Annotated in this window: 14 protein-coding genes; 1 reads left to right on the forward strand and 13 read right to left on the reverse strand. The window is 66.9% G+C overall.

What is annotated here, in order from left to right; all coding sequences use genetic code 11:
* Positions 1-6: 6 nt before the first annotated feature.
* From ROJ8625_RS18865 to ROJ8625_RS18915, 11 genes are all read right to left on the reverse strand, one after another.
* Positions 7-882: a tetratricopeptide repeat protein gene (locus tag ROJ8625_RS18865; RefSeq protein WP_085793479.1), complete on the reverse strand. Its 876-nt coding sequence runs from the start codon at positions 880-882 to the stop codon at positions 7-9.
* Positions 883-933: 51 nt separating this feature from the next.
* Positions 934-1,491 (reverse strand): tetratricopeptide repeat protein, encoded by a 558-nt coding sequence (locus tag ROJ8625_RS18870; RefSeq protein ID WP_085793480.1) that lies wholly within the window; start codon positions 1,489-1,491, stop codon positions 934-936.
* Between the two features lie 6 nt (positions 1,492-1,497).
* A complete protein-coding gene (locus ROJ8625_RS18875; protein ID WP_085793481.1) occupies positions 1,498-2,469 on the reverse strand; it encodes a type II secretion system F family protein in 972 nt (323 codons plus the stop codon).
* A gap of 13 nt (positions 2,470-2,482) precedes the next feature.
* Positions 2,483-3,445, reverse strand: coding sequence for a type II secretion system F family protein (locus ROJ8625_RS18880; protein WP_085793482.1), 963 nt, complete (start codon positions 3,443-3,445; stop codon positions 2,483-2,485).
* Positions 3,446-3,450: 5 nt separating this feature from the next.
* The gene (locus ROJ8625_RS18885; protein WP_085793483.1) at positions 3,451-4,917 is read right to left on the reverse strand and encodes a TadA family conjugal transfer-associated ATPase; all 1,467 of its coding nucleotides are present in this window, start codon (positions 4,915-4,917) and stop codon (positions 3,451-3,453) included.
* A 15-nt stretch (positions 4,918-4,932) separates the two neighbouring features.
* Positions 4,933-6,186 carry a CpaE/TadZ family protein gene (locus ROJ8625_RS18890; RefSeq protein WP_085793484.1) on the reverse strand — a complete coding sequence of 418 codons (1,254 nt, stop codon included), beginning with the start codon at positions 6,184-6,186 and terminating at the stop codon, positions 4,933-4,935.
* 314 nt (positions 6,187-6,500) lie between these two features.
* Positions 6,501-7,178, reverse strand: coding sequence for an OmpA family protein (locus ROJ8625_RS18895; protein WP_200813344.1), 678 nt, complete (start codon positions 7,176-7,178; stop codon positions 6,501-6,503).
* 20 nt (positions 7,179-7,198) lie between these two features.
* On the reverse strand, positions 7,199-8,614 hold the full coding sequence (locus ROJ8625_RS18900; RefSeq protein WP_085793486.1) for a type II and III secretion system protein family protein: 1,416 nt from the start codon (positions 8,612-8,614) through the stop codon (positions 7,199-7,201).
* A 196-nt stretch (positions 8,615-8,810) separates the two neighbouring features.
* Complete coding sequence (cpaB, locus tag ROJ8625_RS18905; protein ID WP_085793487.1) at positions 8,811-9,671, reverse strand: Flp pilus assembly protein CpaB; 861 nt, start codon at positions 9,669-9,671, stop codon at positions 8,811-8,813.
* Positions 9,672-9,870: 199 nt separating this feature from the next.
* Complete coding sequence (locus tag ROJ8625_RS18910; protein WP_085793488.1) at positions 9,871-10,050, reverse strand: Flp family type IVb pilin; 180 nt, start codon at positions 10,048-10,050, stop codon at positions 9,871-9,873.
* Between the two features lie 162 nt (positions 10,051-10,212).
* On the reverse strand, positions 10,213-10,401 hold the full coding sequence (locus ROJ8625_RS18915) for a Flp family type IVb pilin (protein WP_085793489.1): 189 nt from the start codon (positions 10,399-10,401) through the stop codon (positions 10,213-10,215).
* A gap of 346 nt (positions 10,402-10,747) precedes the next feature.
* On the opposite strand from ROJ8625_RS18915, the gene ROJ8625_RS18920 reads away from it, so the two are divergent.
* A complete protein-coding gene (locus tag ROJ8625_RS18920; protein WP_085793547.1) occupies positions 10,748-11,581 on the forward strand; it encodes a lytic transglycosylase domain-containing protein in 834 nt (277 codons plus the stop codon).
* Between the two features lie 14 nt (positions 11,582-11,595).
* Here ROJ8625_RS18920 and ROJ8625_RS18925 read toward each other — a convergent pair whose 3' ends face one another.
* Both ROJ8625_RS18925 and ROJ8625_RS18930 read right to left on the reverse strand, forming a co-directional pair.
* Positions 11,596-13,020 (reverse strand): FAD-binding oxidoreductase, encoded by a 1,425-nt coding sequence (locus ROJ8625_RS18925; RefSeq protein ID WP_085793490.1) that lies wholly within the window; start codon positions 13,018-13,020, stop codon positions 11,596-11,598.
* A gap of 178 nt (positions 13,021-13,198) precedes the next feature.
* Positions 13,199-14,032, reverse strand: a complete 834-nt coding sequence (locus ROJ8625_RS18930; protein ID WP_085793491.1) for an MBL fold metallo-hydrolase — start codon at positions 14,030-14,032, stop codon at positions 13,199-13,201.
* Positions 14,033-14,090 lie beyond the last annotated feature (58 nt).

The following is a 14,090-nucleotide window of genomic DNA, read 5'->3' on the forward strand; positions in this document are numbered from 1 at the left end:
CCCGGTTCAGCGCGCGGCGGTGCCGCCGAGCGCGTCGAGCGCGGTGGCCGCGGCCTCGAAATGCTGCGGATGGGATTCGAGCGCGTCTTCGAGAAGACCCTGGCCGAGGGCCACGTCCCCGCGCTTGATCGCCGCGAGGCCGAGCGTGTGCAGAAGCTCTGCCCGCTCGATCTGCGTCATCCTGATCGGGGGCAGGGCGTAGTTGCCGCGCGCGGCGCGGGCCAGCATCAGGTTGTTCTTGGCGGTGAACAGCGTGTCGTCCTGGCGCAGAGCGTCGGTGAACAGGCGCTCCGCCGCGGCGTGGTCACCGCGCGTGAGCTTGGAGAAGCCCCAGTTGTTCAGGACGCTGGCCGGCGTCGTGGTGAGCCCGACCGCGATTTCGTAGAAACTGTCGGCCTTCTGCCAGTTCTCGTTGTAGTCTGCGACCATCGCTTCGAGGCGGTAGCGCTCGAAGGTCTCGTGCGTGGGCGGGATGGCGTTGAGCGTGGCCTGCGCCTCGGTCCAGGCGCCGCCACGGATTTGGGCGTCCGCCAACTGCACGCGGTCGGCGTCGGTCGCGTCCTTGTGGGTGGTCACCTCCTGCCAGGTTGCCGCGCCCTCGCTGACCCGGCCGGCCCGGACCAGCGACTTCGCAAGGCCGCGCTGGAACTCGAGGCGCGCGGGCTCCTGCTTGACCGAGCGCTGGAAGTATCGCACCGCCTCGTCGGGATCGGCCGATTGCAGCATCATGTCGTTGAGATTGGCCCCGTCGACGGCGTTCACGCCCTGGAAGGCGCGTTCCACGGTCTCGTCAGCGGAGCTCTTGCCGAATGGTAGCTTTTCGCAACCTGCAACACCGGTCGCCCCTGCGATGCAGAGGACGGCAAAGATGGGGTGGCGCATTTTTCTGCGTCCTTCACTGCTCTGTCGGCCCGCGTATCTGCGTCGCGGTTCTTATTCTGCGTTGCGTATGAGGTATTCACCCATGCCGCGACGCACGAGCCGAAACTCGTCTGCCTCGATCGGACGATAGCCGGAATTGTCGCGCTTTGCGAGTGCCAAGCGCAGATTGTCGCGGATTGCGTCACTTTCGCCATTGTCGAGCGCGTAGGCCCGGCGGAAGATCTCGGCCGCTTCGGCGACCTTGCCGCGTTCGATCAGGACAACGCCGAGGTTGTTCCACACACGCGGGTTCGCCGCGTCGGTCTCGACCGCGCGCCGAAGCTGTCCCTCGGCCTGGTTCAGACGCCCCAGCGCGAGGTTCGCCGATCCGATGGCGGACAGGACCTCGCCGGTGAGGCCCTCGGTCGCCGCGGCGCGCTGGTAGGCCTCGAGCGCGAGCTCGGGCTCGTTCGCATCGAGCAGGCGATGCCCCACGGTCAGGCCATCGACCGCCTCACCCCGCGGATCGGTCGGTGGGGCGAAGAGCCGGTCGTCAGATTCGGAAAAGCCGCCCGATGAACACGCGGCCGATCCGAGAGTCGCGATGACGAACAGGTGCGCGATGCGCATGTATCCTCATTGGCCCAAGCTGCCGAGTTCCATGACGCCGACCGCCGAGGGGCCCACGAGAATGATGAGCAGCGGCGGCACCGTCAGCATCATCGTGGTCAATGTCATCTTCGTTGGCAACTTGTTTGCCTTCTCCTCGGCGCGCATGACGCGCTTGTCCCGCATCTCGGAGGCGTAGACCCGCAGCGCGTCGGCCACCGAGGTGCCGAAGCTCGCCGACTGGTTCAGCACGGTGACGAACGACGACACGTCCTGCACGCCGCAGCGTTCGGACATGTCGTTGAGGACCGCGGACTTGTCCTTGCCGGCCTTCATCTCGTAGCTGACGAGCTGGAATTCCTCGGCGAGCGCGGGGTAGGACGCCCGCAATTCCTTGGAGATGCGCACGATGGCCTGGTCCATCGACTGGCCCGCCTCGACGCAGACCAGCATCATGTCGAGCGCGTCAGGAAAGCCGTCCTGGATCTGCTGGCGGCGCTCTTCGCAGCGCTTGTTGACCCAGTATTTCGGGCCCATGTAGCCGACGATGCCGGGCCCGAGAATGTACATGGCCATCTGCTTGGGCGTCGCGTCGGGGCCGAGCGCGACGAGGTAATAGACGAGGCCGCAGCCCAGGAGCCCGAGGCCGAGGACGAACTGCGCGAGGTAGTAGTAGCGCACCGCTTCCTTGCTGCGGTAGCCCGCGTTCAGAAGCTTCTTCTTGATGTCGGTGTATTCCTCGACGTTCTGCGGCTCGAGGAACTGGGCGTACTTGTTGAGCTTGTCGTTCTTGGCCTTTTCGCGCAGCACGGCGCGGGTTTCGGCTTCCATCCGTCCGCGGTTCGACTTCTCGACAAGCTTGTCCAGCGGGTCCGGCCGCGAGTTCAGCATCATCGGAATGCAGGCCAGCAGCAGAACGAAGGCAAGGCCGCCGACCGCGATCAGCGGACCGGCGGGGCCGAGCATTCCCACGAGCATCGCGTTGAATTGATCGAGCATTCTCGGGGCCCCCTCAGACCTTGATGTTCGTGAGCATCCGCATGACGAACAGGTTCGCCGTCAGCAGGATCGCCACGATGAAGCAGCACGGGATGAACCACGGGTGGTCCAGCACGTCGTCGTAGTAGTTCGGCTTCGTCACCTGGATCAGGATCAGGGCTCCCACCGGGAAGCCTGACAGGAACTTGCCCGACCACTGCGCCTCTGCAGTGATCGCCTTCACCTTGCGGAAGAGGCGGAAGCGCGCGCGGATCACCTTGGCAAGACCTTCGAGGATCTCGGCGAGGTTGCCGCCCGATTGCTGCTGGATCGCCACCGCCACCGCAAGGAAGCGAAGGTCCTGCATGTCGAGCCGTTCGGCCATGTGCTTGAGCGCCTCGCCGATGTCGCGGCCGTACGCGCTTTCGTCCGCGATGATGCCGAACTCGGTGGCGAGCGGATCCTTGATCTCTTTCGACACGATCGAGATTGCCGAGGAGAACGGGTGGCCGACCCGGAGCGACCGGACCATCAGCTCGACCGCGTCGGGCAGCTGTTCCTCGATCATCGACAGACGCTTCTTGGACTTGTGGTTGATCCAGGTGAAGACGCCGCCGACACCGAACCCGACGCCGAGCAGGGCGCGGACGGGCAGGGAGGCATCGGTCCCGAGCGACAGCGCCACGAAGGCGACGACGCTGAGCGCGACCATGATCATGATCAGCTGTTGCGGCGTGAAGGCGATGGCCGCCTTCTGGGCGCGGTCGGCCAGCATGGAGTAGAGCGGGATGCCCTTGCTCTCCATGTGCTGGTCCATCTCCTTGCGCAGCTTGGCCAGCACCTCTTCGCGACGGGTGCCCTTGTCGAGCATCTCCAGCCGGCGGTTGACCTTGGAGTTCAGGCTGATCGACTTGCCGAACGCGACGAGATAGGCGCCCTCGACGAGGCCCAGCACGGCGATGAAGATCAGGCCGTATATGATGAATTCGGCGCTCATGGCCGTCAGTCCCCCCGGAAAGGTTCGTAGATCGACGGGGGCAGGTCATAGCCCCACATCTTGAAGCGCTCGGAGTAGTGGCTGCGCACTCCGGTCGCGGTGAAATGGCCGATGATCTTGTTGTCGGGCGTCAGGCCGACCCGCTGGAAGCGGAACAGCTCCTGCATCGAGATCACCTCGCCCTCCATGCCGGTGACCTCGGTGATCGAGGTCATGCGGCGGGAGCCGTCTTGCAGGCGCGAGGCCTGCACGATGAGGTTGACGGCCGAGGAGATCTGGCTCCGCATCGCTTTCAGCGGCATCTCTATGCCGGCCATCGCGATCATGTTCTCGAGACGCGAGATACCGTCCCGCGCCGAGTTGGCGTGGATCGTCGTCATCGAGCCGTCGTGGCCGGTGTTCATGGCCTGCAGCATGTCGATCACTTCCTCGCCGCGCGTCTCGCCGACGATGATGCGGTCGGGTCGCATCCGGAGCGCGTTCTTGAGACAGTCGCGCGGCGTGACGGCGCCCTTGCCCTCGACGTTGGGCGGGCGGCTTTCCATACGCCCCACATGGGTCTGCTGCAGCTGAAGTTCCGCGGTGTCCTCGATCGTCAGGATCCGTTCGCTGTCGTCGATGAACGACGACAGCGCGTTGAGCGTCGTCGTCTTGCCCGAGCCCGTACCGCCCGAGACGATCACGTTCAGCCGGCAGGCGACGGCCGCCTGCAGGTAGACGGCCATTTCCTCGGTGAACGCGCCGAAGCGCACCAGGTCGTCGATGCCGAGCTTGTCCTTCTTGAACTTCCGGATCGACACGAGCGAGCCGTCGACGGCGATCGGCGGCACCATCGCGTTGAAGCGCGAGCCGTCCTGCAGGCGTGCGTCGACGTAGGGGTTCGATTCATCGACCCGCCGGCCGACCGCCGACACGATCTTGTCGATGATCCGCAGAAGGTGTCGCTCGTCCTTGAACGTCACGTCCGACAGCTTCAGCTTGCCGTTCTGTTCGATGAAGATCTGCTGAGGACCGTTCACGAGGATATCCGACACGGACTCGTCCTTGAGAAGCGGCTCGAGCGGACCAAGCCCCTTCACCTCGTCGTAGAGTTCCTGGTTGAGGGTCTGGCGTTCCTCGCGGTTGAGGACGATCGACTTCTCCTGCAGCGTCTCCTGCGCGATGGCCTGGATCTCGGTCTTGAGATCCGCTTCGGACGCCTGATCGAGCGCCGCGAGGTTCAGGTTGTCGAGCAGTGCGCGGTGCAGTTCCAGCTTGATGTCCTGCAGGCGCTCACGGCGCTTCTTGTCGCGATCCTGCGCGGCGGAGCGGGCCTCCACGATGGGGCCGGGCTTGCGCATCGCGACGGGTTTCGGCGGCTCGGCCACCCTGGTCTCGCCGGCCGGCGCCGGCTTCGTCGCGGTCTTTGCGGCAGCGGCAGCTGCGACAGGCTGCGGGCTGGCGTCCTTGGTCTTCTTGTAGCGCGAAAACATGGGTCAGCGTCTCCGTCAGGCGGCGTCGGCATCGGCGTCGGACTGGCCGACGGCGTAGAGCGACTGCGCGAGCTTGGCGATCTCGCGCCGGAGGGGGTTCTTTGCGGCCTGGCTGGCCAATGGCAGGCCGTGATCGCAGGCCTGCCCGACCACGCGACCGCCATCGGGCAGGTGCAGGTCGAGCGCGATGCCGAGGCTCTCGGCCATCCGCTTGGCGCGGCTCTTGCCCTGCAGGTCGGTGAACTTTGGTGCGCGGTTCAGCACGAAGCGCAGCTTCTCGAACGGCAAATCCTCGGATTGCAGCGCCCGCTTCAGCCGCAGCGTGTTCTGGGCGGAGCGCATGTCGAGCTCGACAAGTGCGAAGAACACCTGCGCCGCGTTCAACACGGTTTCGGACCATTGCAGCACGGCGCTCGGCAGGTCGATGACCACGAAGTCGAAGTGATTGCAGGCGATGTCGATCAGCTTTTGCACCTCGGCCGGCCCGATCATGTCGAGCGGCAGAAGATCCGGCGGTGCGGTGAAGACCTGCAGCCTGTCATCGAAGTTCACCAGCGCCTGCGCAAAGCTCTCGGCATCGAGCGAATCGATATCCGACAGGATTTCGAGCACCGGCTCCTTGCGCGGCAGGTCGAGGTAGGTGGCGACGGATCCGAACTGGAGGCCGAAATCGATCAGGCAGACACGCGGCGCGCGATCCTTGTCCTTCACGACCGTTGCGAGCTCCCATGCGAGGTTCACCGCGAAGGTCGTGGTGCCCACGCCGCCGGAGAGCCCATGCGCGGCGATCACGACGCCGTCGCCGCCCTCGGTCAGCTGAACTTTCTCGCCCTCCTGCGGCGCGGCCAGGACCGACGGCTCGGGGCGGTTCAGTCGCTCGACTGCGGCGGCAAGCTCGCCCTCGGGCAGGGGATAGGGCACGAACTCGTCGGCGCCATTCTTGAGGAGCCGGTGAAGGGCGGCCGGGGTCACGTCCTCCGCGATCAGCACGACCTTCACACCGCGCGCCTTGGCCGCAGCGATCAGGTGATCGAGGCGGTCGATATTCTCTTCGTCGGTGTCGTCGATGGCGAGCGCGATGAACTCGAGCGACGCAGCGTCCGGCTGACCGAGAAAGGTCATCGCTTCGGAAAATCCGAGGTCTCCCCAGGACTCGCCCAACAACTGCTCCATATCTTCGATCAGCAGGTCGAACAGCTGAACGTCGCGGCTCACCGTGCAGGCGCGCACGGGACCGATTTCGGCAGTCTGGGCTGTGGCAAGCGTCATGGGCCTCACATCCTTTGCAAATCGCGCCGATGCGCCCGGAACGGGGCACGGCTCCGGTGGCAAATCCGCCGGACCCGGGACGCAGGCGCATCGGTCCCTCGGGACGACGCGGCACGCACCGGTGCTATGCGAGGACCCTCGCAATCAATGGCGGCAACATTTGGACGAAATTATCGTGATTGTACGATGATCGGCCACGGTCGGACCCGGGCAGGCAGCATCGTTGCGCAGCGGAACGGTGCCGCGCGTTCTCGTGATATATCATACGGTTGGACTGTCGGAGCGCGCTGTTCCCGGCGCCCCGACGGGGCAGATCAGCCGTCGCCGCCGCCTCCGCCGCCGATCTGGCCGACGCCGCCGCCCGAAAGGGTCGAGGTGGGCTGCGCGCTCTGCACGTAATCGCGGTAGATGATCTCGGCATATTTGCCGTCGAGCACACTCGGATGGCCTTTGACGAAGCCCGATACCTCGGTCACCGTCCGGCGATTGCGGCGTTCGCGACCCTCCGTGACGACGAGCGGCTGCGTTTCGCCATAGGACACGACCGCTTCGAGCCGCGACAGGCTGATCCCCTGCTGTCCGAGGAAGGCCACGACAGCCTGCGCGCGGCGCAGGCCGAGCGCCTTGTTGTAAGCGTCGGAGCCCACAAGATCGGTGTGACCGTAGACCCGGAAATGAATCTCGGGAAACTGCCGGATGAAGTTCGCCTGCTGGAGCAGGGCAGAGCGTGCCGCGGCGCCGAGCGACGCGGAGTTGAACGCGAAGTTCACCGTCGTCGGGACCTCGGCGGCGAAGCGCTGTTGCAGATCGTAGGCGTAGTCAGACTGCCCCTTCATCCGGGCCAGGTTCGACTTGGTCGCGGTGCCGAACGCCCCGGTGTCGATCACGGCGCCACTTTCGCGGTGAAACTGGGTGAAGACGGGGTCGCGCCCGGCATCGCCGCAGGCCGACAGTGCCAGAAGACCGGCGGTGCTCAGGAGAAATGCGCGCATCGTGCGACCCCTCGTCATTCTCAGTCCATTACGTAGCCGTAGGACCCGTTGAAATCCTGCCGGGCGACCTCGCCGGCGGCGCCGGCCTTGGGACGACGGGTGCCGTCGCTCACCCGGCCGTACAGGAAGAGATCCTTTTCGGAGGGCGGGCGCACGCGATCGGTCGGCAGCGCCAGGGCTTCGCCCTTGGTGGGCGTCACGAGATGCGGCGTGATGATGATGACGAGCTCGGTCTGGCTGCGCTGGTATTCCGCGCTGCGAAAGAGCGCGCCGAGGACCGGCACGTCACCAAGCCACGGCACCTGCCCGTTGATGTCGCTGAAATCGTCCTGCAGAAGGCCGGCGATGGCGAAGCTCTCGCCGTCACGCAGTTCGACCGTGGTCGAGGCCTCGCGCCGGGTGAAGGCGTCGATCTGGAAGGCGTCGATCTGGACGCCGTTCGCGGGGTCGATGGCAGACACGGCGGTCTGCAGCTCGAGATTGATGAGATCGCCGTCGACGACGCGCGGCACGAAGTCGAGTTCGATACCGAACGGCTTGAACTCGACGCTGATCGAGCCTTCGTCCTGCGCGATCGGGATCGGGTATTCGCCACCGGCGAGGAAGCGCGCCTCCTGGCCCGAGAGGGCGGTGAGGTTCGGCTCGGCCAGCGTGCGCACGACACCCTTGGATTCGAGAGCTTCGAGCAGAATGCCGACCTCGAGCCCGCCGACATCGAAGCCGAGCAGCGCTGCTCCGGTCGATCCGGCCTGTGGCGAGACCGCGCCCACCGCGCCGGCGCCCACACCGGCACCCGCGCCGGCGCGCACGCCGAGATCGCCGCCGAATCCGTCGCCGATCACCGACAGCGAAGAGCGCAGGGCCTTGGAGACCGAGCGCTGCATTTCCGCGAAGCGGACCTTGAGCATGACCTGCTGGACGCCGCCGACCGTCATCAGGTTCGAGACCCGGTCGGGTGCGTAGCGCTGCGCCAGTTCCAGCGCGCGGTCGAGCTTCTGGACCGATGAGACCTGTCCCGACAGCACGATGCCGTCGTTGGCGGTGCGGACCTCGATGTCCTCGCCGGGCAGGATCTGCTGCAGCCGCTCCTTGAACTCCGAGACGTCGGCCGAAACGCGCACGTCGACGTTGGAGATCAGCCGGCCGTTCTCGTCGAGGATGGTCAGCGTGGTGGTGCCGGGCGCCTTGCCGAGGACGTAGATCGTGCTGTCCGACAGCGACGAGATGTCCGCGATGGCGGGGTTGGCGATGGAGAGCTCCGCGAAGGGCATCTCGCTTTCGACGACCACGGCGCGATTCATGGGCACGCTGAGCGTGCGTCCGACCGCGCCCTGAACGACGCGCAGCGTCTGTGCCTCGGGGGCGGGGACCGCCAGCGGTGCAGCGGCACAGGCCAGCCCAAGCGTGGCCGCCTTCAGGATCCTGTCGATGTGCATGTGACCTGCCTTTCCGATCACGCCTCAGGTGCAGGTCTTTTCCGCCCGCATTTTCGGCAAAGGTGCGGGACACTCGGAATTATTGCAAGAATCAAATGGTTCGCCGGCACAATGTATGTGGACAACTGGCAACAGGCACACATGCGAACGGGCGCCCTCACCGGGGCGCCCGCATCCCAAGCCGTTGATCCTGTTGTCAGTTCGTGCAGGGAATCGGGATCTCGACCACCTCGGCGCCGCGGCGGGTGCGGATGGTGCAGACCTCCTTGGTCTCCTGCTGGACCTGCTCGCGGCGCTCTTCGAGCCCGAGCAGCGACCTCTGATCGACCTCGATTGCCTCGGCGATGGTGTCGTCGTCGGGCGACATCAGCGACAGGGACAGGTTTCCGGTCGACTGCGCCTGGGCGAGTGCCGCGACCTGCTGGGGGCTCGCCGCCACGGTGACCGTACGGGCGATGATGGCGCTCGCCGCCGAATCCTCGACCGTCGAGGTCTGGTCGATGGCAATGAGTTCGATGCCGGTCTGGATCAGCTTGGTGACCTCGCCCGCCGATCCGCCGTTGCCGGCGCGGCCGGTCCAGTAGATGTCGACCCGGTCGCCCGGACGCAGGAAGCCCGACACGCCGGAGGCCACGTCAACCTTGATCGCGAAGGCGCGCTGGCCGCGCTCGAGCCGGTTGGTCAGGCTCGCCTCGCCACCGGGCTCGGAAACCTTGACCTCCATGAACGCCTCGTTCTTCTCGATCGGGCGCAGCGCGACGCGCGGACGCGACGGATCCACGTTGACCGGGTTGTCGGGACCGAAATGGCCTTCGGGCAGCGACTCGACCGGCCACAGGCTGAGGCGCACGTCCTCTTCGGTGATCGGCTCGCCGTAGCGGATCGACCGGTTGGCGACCCAGACCTTCGTGGTCGGCAGGGCCGATGCCTCGGCACTCTTGCGCCGCTCCTCGGCCAGCGCCGCCTCGTAGGCGCCGATATAGTTCTGAGCCATGTAGACCGCGAAGCCGGCGAGGCCGAGCCCGGCGATCAGGACAAGTCCGAAAATCATTCTCATGGGACAACCTCCTCAGGGGCGTGTCGGGCCGGAGCGGCCAATCGGGCAGACGCTGACACCGAAAGGCGCCGAAAGAATGGCGCCGTCGCGGAAATGGGGAATTCGTCTGGTCGCAGATGTGGCGCGAATGCGCGGAGCCGAGCTGTGTCGCAACCGCGGCCGGGCCGGTTCTCCGGCCCGGTGCGTGGTCCGCGTCACTTTAGTCGGGCTTATTGGCCCAAGCGTTGGAGATGGCGACGTCGCCAGCTCCAACCGCACTGGTCTGGATGCCCGTCGCGGCCATGTAGGCCAGCGTAACCACGGCAGCGGTCAGCACGACCCACTCGACGGTGACAGCGCCGGATTCATCTGAGGCAAAGCGCGAAAGAAAACGTGTCATCCGTACAGACTCACCCAAACAGAAACCCGCGCCATCCGTCTTGCCATGTCCAACCGGGCCTCTCGGAGGATCGACCGGCCGGAGTGGCTTGGGCTGACGCGGGTTTTATCGTGACCATCCGGAAGACGCAGGGGGCCGCGCCTTCCGGTCTGATCAGGCGTATCAGTCGTAGGAAACGCCCGAGCCGGTCAGCATGCCGGTGCCGGCGCGGCCGACGAGGTCGGTGGCGTTGGACTGGATGGTCGAGTAGGCTGCGATGGCGAGGCCAACGACTGCTGCGGTCAGCACGACCCAGTCAACGGTCACGGCGCCGGCTTCGTCCTTGCGGAAGTTCTTCAGAAACTTGATCATGATCTTACTCCGTAGATAAGGTTTGCTCTTGCTTTCCAACCGGTCCGGGGGTTCGTCGGGAGCTCTCTCATTCATCCCGTTCCCTTGCGGTATGGTGCTAAATAGCCGGGAGATTGGGGCACGAGTTTGGCTTGAACGGGCCCATTTTGTAGTTAACCACTTTTTTTGACGGGGCCTTTCGGCGGCGCTTTCAGGCATGCCCGGCGTGTGAAAAGACCAATATCTGTTGCGCCTGCGCCGCCATCCCACGCCGATCCGCCGGGGTCGCCTTGGGCCCGGACGGTCGCTCTGGCATTCTCGGCTCAACGCGGCAGAGACCGCCGATGCCCCGGAGGCGCAGCAGTACATGGCTTCTTTCGCGAAGTTCGCGGCGGTCGCGGCCGCCCTCGCCATCGCGACGCCGGCGATGGCGGAGTTCACCTTCAAGCGTGTCACGCCCCCCGCGGCCGGCACCAAGAAACGGATCACGGTCCAGGTCGCGCCGCGGGCCAACCCCGCGGTTCTGCCGCCGCCCGAACGGCGCGCGCCGGACGAATCCGACAAGACCACCGTGAGCACGGCAGCTGTCGCCCCGTCGCGGCCGGGTGCCGTCGGACGCTACGGCTGGTTCTGGGACGCGGTCGGCGCCGGGCTCGACGGGGCGGGACCGGGACGGCTCGAACCCGCGCTCTCGCAGCTCGCGCGTGCGCCGTCCGGAGAAACGGTCGCCACGCCTCGGCTGCAGGCGCTTCAGGACATGGCCCGCCGGCACGGACGCGACATCCTTGCCGCGACGATCGGCACGGAGGTGTCGCCGGCGCTCGCTCTGGCGGTCATGGCGGTCGAGTCGGGCGGACGCTCCGACGCGGTCAGCGGTGCGGGCGCACAGGGCCTCATGCAGCTGATGCCGGCGACCGCCGAGCGTTTCGGCGTGAAGAACAGCTTCGATCCCGCGCAGAACATTCGCGGCGGGATCACGTTCCTCGACTTCCTGATGAAGAAGTTCGACGGAGACCCGATGCTGGTCCTCGCGGGCTACAACGCCGGCGAGAACTCGATCGCGCCGCATGATGGCGTGCCGCCCTATGCCGAGACGCGGGACTACGTGCCCAAGGTCCTCGCCGCGTTCGAGACGGCGCGCGGGCTGTGCCTGACGCCGCCGATGTTCCTGTCGGACGGTTGCGTCTTTCACGGCATGTAGGGCCGCGCCCGCAGTCAGCCGGCAGAGCGGAGCACCGCGCCGGGATTCATGATGCCCTCCGGATCCAGCGCCGACTTGATCGCGCGCATGGCGGCGAGCTTGGCCGGATCCTGGTACCGCTCGAGATCCGCGACCTTGGCACGCCCGATTCCGTGTTCGGCACTGATCGAGCCGCCCATTTCGTGCACGAGGTCGTGGATCACGCGGGACACCTCATCGCGCTGGTGCGCGTGATCGGCCGCCTTGCGACCGTCGGCCGGGAACACGTTGTAGTGCAGGTTGCCGTCGCCCACATGGCCGAAGCAGTTGATCCGGAACGTGTCGATCTGCGCCAGGCGGGCCGCGCCTGCGCCGATCACTTCCGGCAGAGCGCCGAGCGGGACCGAGATGTCGTGCGAGGCGACCGCGCCCACGGCCCGGTTCGCGTCCGGAATCCGTTCTCTGACCTGCCAGAACTCCCGCGCCTGCGTCTCGGAGCGGGCGATCAGGCCGTCGCTCACCAGCCCGGCCTCGTGCGCTTCGGCAAAGATCGATTCGAGCGTGTCGGCGGGATCGAGGCCGGCCGGAAGCCCCAGTTCGACGAGGACGCTCCACTCGGGCGGGGTGTCGAAGGGCTGTCGCAGGTCCGGCGCGGTCTCGGCGAGGAAGTCGTAGCCGGTCCGCGACATGATCTCGAACGCGCTGACCGCCTCTCCCACGCGCGCGCGGGCGCGCGACAGCAGATCGAGCGCGGCGGCGGGGCCGTCGACGACCATGAGCGCGGTGCCCGTCGCGGCGGGGATCGGGAAAAGCCGCAGGCTCGCGGCGGTGATGAGCCCGAGCGTGCCCTCGGCGCCCACGAGCAGGTTGCGAAGGTCGTAGCCGGTGTTGTCCTTCCGCAGCCGCCGCAGGCCGTGCCAGACCTCGCCCGACGGCAGCACGGCCTCGAGCCCGAGGCAGAGCTCTCGCGCGTTGCCGTAGCGCAGCACGTTCACGCCGCCGGCATTCGTCGCCAGGAGACCGCCGATCCGCGCCGAGCCCTCGGAGGCGAGCGACAGCGCAAACAGCCGGTCGGCCTCTCGCGCGGCGCGCTGCACGTCGGCGAGAATCGCGCCGGCCTCCGCGACGATGACGTTCTCGTCGGAATAGGTGGCGCGGATCGCGGTCATCCGCTCCATCGACACGAGCAGCGGCGCCGGCGCGTCTCCGGGCATCACCTGTCCGCCGACGAGGCCGGTGCCACCACCATAGGGAACGAGCGCGACACGCGCCCGGGCCGCCGCGCGCACGATGATCGCGGCCTCCTCCGCGGTCCGGGGCAGCGCCACGCGCGCCGCGGCGCCGGGCCAGCGCCCGCGCGGCTCCTCGAGATAGCGCGGCGCGACCGGGCGGAGCGTGTCCGGCGGCAGCGCGTGCGACAACGCGTCGAGGAAGGCGGGATCGGCGGGCGCGAGGGTCATGCGGGCTCCGGTGCGGCTCGGAGGCAGGTCTAACCGTCCGTCGCCACGATGCCAAACCCGTCGCGCGGGCGGCCGCCCGTGCCGGGGGCTCTGCCCCCGTCGCGCCCGTGGCGCGACTCCCCCGGGGTTTTCGGCAAGATGAAGGATCGGCGCGGCACGCGGGGACCGGCGCCGGCGCTCACTCGTCGGTCAGCCATTGCGGGTCGAGCACCATGACCGTGCGCCGCGAGGGCAGGGTGCGCAGCGACAGGTCGACCGTGGAGCGGCCGGTCCGGTCGATCGCCCAGATCTCGGACACGCCGTCGAGAAAATCCTCGAGCGCGTAGGGAGTGAACCAGTGCATCGGGATCACAACCGAGCTCTTGAGCCGTTCGACGACCCGGATCATCGCCTCGCGCGACATCGTGTAGCCGCCATCGACCGGGACCATCAGGACATCGGCGCGCCCGAGCGCGGCGTATTGTGCGTCGTTGGGTTCGTGGTGCAGGTGACCCAGATGCGCGATACACAGGCCCCCGGTCTCGAACACGAAGATCGAGTTTCCGTCCTCCTCGCGCCCGCCGTACGAGGAACGGATGTCGGTCGAGACGTTGCGCACGAGCATCTCGCCCAGTTCGAGGTAATGATCGACGCCGGCGCCGTGCTCCTCGCCCCAGCCGCGCAGGACATGCGGGATCGCCGGGTCGGGGTTCGGTGTCCAGTGCGAGGAATGCGCATGGTTCATGGTGACGACGTCGGGGATCATCGTCGTGTTGCCGATGAAGCCGGTATAGTCCGTGACCGCGTTCACCCCGTCGGCCGTGCGGATCAGGAAGGAGGCGTGTGCGATGTAGCGGATGCGCACGCCGTAATCCTCGATCGGCGCCTGCCAGCTCGCCCTGTGCACGTGGTCGATCCCGGGATCTGCCTCGGCGATGGCGATGCAGTGGCTGGGTCGCCGCGCCTCCTGCGCCGCCGTCGGCGGCGGCGCGAAAAGGGCGAGCGCGAGAACGAGGATCAGGGATCGGATCATGCGGGCCTCCGGCTATGCCCGGACGCTAGCAACCGTGTGACGCGTGGGCCTCATCACA

Source organism: Roseivivax jejudonensis, assembly GCF_900172265.1.
Lineage (GTDB): Bacteria > Pseudomonadota > Alphaproteobacteria > Rhodobacterales > Rhodobacteraceae > Roseivivax > Roseivivax jejudonensis.

Bases quoted from the DNA above. Each gene is read 5' to 3' on its own strand.
- ROJ8625_RS18865 (WP_085793479.1), bottom strand. From the start codon at position 882: ATGCGCCACCCCATCTTTGCCGTCCTCTGCATCGCAGGGGCGACCGGT.
- ROJ8625_RS18870 (WP_085793480.1), bottom strand. From the start codon at position 1,491: ATGCGCATCGCGCACCTGTTCGTCATCGCGACTCTCGGATCGGCCGCG.
- ROJ8625_RS18875 (WP_085793481.1), bottom strand. From the start codon at position 2,469: ATGCTCGATCAATTCAACGCGATGCTCGTGGGAATGCTCGGCCCCGCC.
- ROJ8625_RS18880 (WP_085793482.1), bottom strand. From the start codon at position 3,445: ATGAGCGCCGAATTCATCATATACGGCCTGATCTTCATCGCCGTGCTG.
- ROJ8625_RS18885 (WP_085793483.1), bottom strand. From the start codon at position 4,917: ATGTTTTCGCGCTACAAGAAGACCAAGGACGCCAGCCCGCAGCCTGTC.
- ROJ8625_RS18890 (WP_085793484.1), bottom strand. From the start codon at position 6,186: ATGACGCTTGCCACAGCCCAGACTGCCGAAATCGGTCCCGTGCGCGCC.
- ROJ8625_RS18895 (WP_200813344.1), bottom strand. From the start codon at position 7,178: ATGCGCGCATTTCTCCTGAGCACCGCCGGTCTTCTGGCACTGTCGGCC.
- ROJ8625_RS18900 (WP_085793486.1), bottom strand. From the start codon at position 8,614: ATGCACATCGACAGGATCCTGAAGGCGGCCACGCTTGGGCTGGCCTGT.
- cpaB (WP_085793487.1), bottom strand. From the start codon at position 9,671: ATGAGAATGATTTTCGGACTTGTCCTGATCGCCGGGCTCGGCCTCGCC.
- ROJ8625_RS18910 (WP_085793488.1), bottom strand. From the start codon at position 10,050: ATGACACGTTTTCTTTCGCGCTTTGCCTCAGATGAATCCGGCGCTGTC.
- ROJ8625_RS18915 (WP_085793489.1), bottom strand. From the start codon at position 10,401: ATGATCAAGTTTCTGAAGAACTTCCGCAAGGACGAAGCCGGCGCCGTG.
- ROJ8625_RS18920 (WP_085793547.1), top strand. From the start codon at position 10,748: ATGGCTTCTTTCGCGAAGTTCGCGGCGGTCGCGGCCGCCCTCGCCATC.
- ROJ8625_RS18925 (WP_085793490.1), bottom strand. From the start codon at position 13,020: ATGACCCTCGCGCCCGCCGATCCCGCCTTCCTCGACGCGTTGTCGCAC.
- ROJ8625_RS18930 (WP_085793491.1), bottom strand. From the start codon at position 14,032: ATGATCCGATCCCTGATCCTCGTTCTCGCGCTCGCCCTTTTCGCGCCG.